1 protein-coding gene is annotated in these 2647 nt (G+C 77.7%); it reads right to left on the bottom strand.

Going from position 1 to position 2647, the window contains the following annotated elements:
• Nucleotides 1–2455: AAA family ATPase (locus tag AB0F10_RS45160; protein WP_360640718.1), on the bottom strand; the 2455-nt coding region annotated here is incomplete at its 3' end.
• Nucleotides 2456–2647 lie beyond the last annotated feature (192 nt).

Genomic DNA, 2647 nt, shown 5'->3' with positions numbered 1-2647 from the left:
TGCCCGCGGCGTCGGCGGCGTCGAACGCGGCGGCCGGGTCGTCGCCGATCAGGGCGTACCCGCGCGCCATGGCCGCGTGCGCCCGGCTGCGACGCAGGCTGCTGCCGGCGGCCAGCCGGCCCGCGTGCTCGGCGGCGTCCCGGGCGGCGTCGCGGTCGCCGGCCGCCGCGCAGGCCGCGGCGCGGACCTCCCACCAGCGGATCCGGGATCCCGGGTCGATGGTCGGCTTGTGCGGCCGGTCACCGGCCGACTCGAGCAGGCCGATCGCGCCCTGCGGGTCGTCGTCGAGCAGGTGCGCGAGGGCGAAGATCGCCATGGAACTCCAGGAGAGCCGGTGCCGGCCCGCCCGGGCGTCGGCGAGGGCCCGCTCGCCCAGGCGCAGCGCGGCCGGCAGGTCGCCACGCCAGAGCGCGAGCCAGCTCTGGTGTTTGATCGCGGTGCCGCACTGGTCCGCGCTGCCGGTGAGTAGCGCCGCGTCGTACTCGTTGTCGAAGCACTCGGTCGCCCGGTCGCGGTCGCCGGTCAGCGCGTACGCGGTGCCCAGCTGTCCGTACAGGTCGGTGAGCACGTGTGCCGGGCGGTGCCGGTGCGCCACCGCGAGGACCCGGTTCAGGTGCCGGAGCGCGTCCGGGATCCGCTCGTGGGCGATCTCCGCGGCACCCACCAGGCCGACCAGCCCCAGCACCTCGACCAGGTCGTCGTCGGGCAGCCCGTCCAGGGTTCGGCCCGCCTCGTCGAGGTGGGCCGCGGCGACGGTGAACGCGCCGGTGAGGTGGCCGGCCATCGCGGCGAGCGCCAGGGCCCCGGCCAGCCGCGCCGGCCGGGCACCGCGCCGGGCGTCGCGCAGCGCCTGCCCGGTCCACCGCTCGGCCGCGACCGGATCGGAGCGCAGCACCGCGCACGTGGCCAGCCCGGTCCGCAGCGCCACCGCGGCGCTGCCGTCCGCCTCGGTGCAGGCGGCGAGCTCGGCGGCGAGCAGCGCCTCGGCCTCCATCGCGTTGCCGAGCAGCCGCTCGACGGTGGCGGCGAGCACGGCCACCCGGGCGCGCTTGCCGGCGGGGTGCCGCGGCAGCAGCGACAGCAGCGCGTGGACGCTGTCCCGGCCGCCGGACAGATCCCCGGCCAGGGAGAGCGCCTCGGCCTGCCGCACCAGCAGCTCCGAGCGGACCGTGTCGGTGGCGGCGCCGGCGCTCAGCAGGCGCAGCGCGGTGGTCAGCCAGCGGGCGGCCGTCGCCGGTGCCGCCGGCAGGACCGTCGCGGCCGCGCGGCTCAGCGTGGTGACCGCCGCGGTGTCTCCCGCCCCGGCGCAGCGTTCGAGGTGGTACGCCCGATCCGGGTCCGCCGCGCCGCGCTCGGCGAGGGCGGCCGCCGCGCGGGCGTGCGCGGCCGTGCGCCACCCGGCCGGCGCCGATTCGTAGGCGACCGTGTGCACGACCGGATGCCGGAACGGGAACCTCACGGTCCCGGCCTCGGGCCGCAGCAGGTCCCGCGCGGCCAGCTGGTCGAGCGCGGCGACGACCTGCGGCGCCGGGCACCCGGCGACGGTGGACAGCAGATCGATGCCGGCCACCGCACCGGCCACCGCGACGGCCTGCGCGACCAGCCGCTCGGCCGGCGTCAGCGCCGCCAGTTCGGCGGTGAGCGCCGACCACACCGGGTCGGGAAGGCCGGCCCGATCGGGCGGGTGGTCGCCGGCGGCCGGCTCGGGCGGCGCGTCGGCGGCGGCACACAGCGCCTTGAGATAGAGCGGGTTGCCCGCGCCGGCCGCGTGCAGGTGCCGGCGTCGCGGCGCGGTCAGCCCGTCCGGCAGCAGCGCCGCGGCCTCGTCCTCGGTCAGCGGCGGCAGATCCACCCGTACGCCGGTGCCGGACACCGCCGCGCCGGCGAACGCGCCGCGCAGCCCGGTGGCCAGCTGCCGGGGCCGGTACGCGGCCACGAGCAGGGCCGGCCCGGACGGCGGATGCCGCAGCAGGTGCCCGAGCAGCTCGGTCGATCCCTCGTCGGCCCAGTGCACGTCGTCCAGCGCCACCACCAGCGGCCCGCCTCCCGCGCCGGCGGCCAGCACGGACAGCAGATTCCGGACGGCCCGGTGCACGCGGTAGCGCTGTGCTGCCGGGATCGACTCGGGCGCCTGCGCCGGACCCGGCAACCGCGGCCAGACGGCCCGCAGCACCGGCAGGTCGGCCCGGACCGCCGCGAGCTGATCGGCGCTCAGCCGGTCCACCGCGTCGCCGAGCGCGTTGACCAGCAGGCCGTACGGAACGTGCCGGTCCGACTCGACGGCCTGCCCGGCACACACCGCGGCGCCGGCGGCCCGGGCATGTGCCAGCAGCCGGGCCAGCACGCTCGACTTTCCGATGCCCGGGTCGCCGGTGATCTCGGCGACGGCCCAGGCGCCGGCGGCCGCCTCGCCATACGCCGCGTGCAGCCGCCGCAACTCCGCGTCACGCCCCACGAACGTCACACCTTCGCGGGACGGTGACAGATGTGGCATTCGTCAGATGTTAGGGGGTCGGCACATCGACGGAATCCGTCGGACCCGCCTGCGCTTTCCTAAGCCCCTGGCGAGAACTCCTTCCCGTAACCCTCGGGTAGCCAGGGCGAGGTCCAGGGTGCCGCGGTGGTCAGGTTCTGGGTGTTGGTGCGG

It is taken from the genome of Actinoplanes sp. NPDC026623 (genome assembly GCF_040638275.1).
Taxonomy (GTDB): Bacteria; Actinomycetota; Actinomycetes; order Mycobacteriales; family Micromonosporaceae; genus Actinoplanes.
Note: the sequence above shows the minus strand (reverse complement) of the source record. Positions and strands in the feature narration are given on the sequence as shown.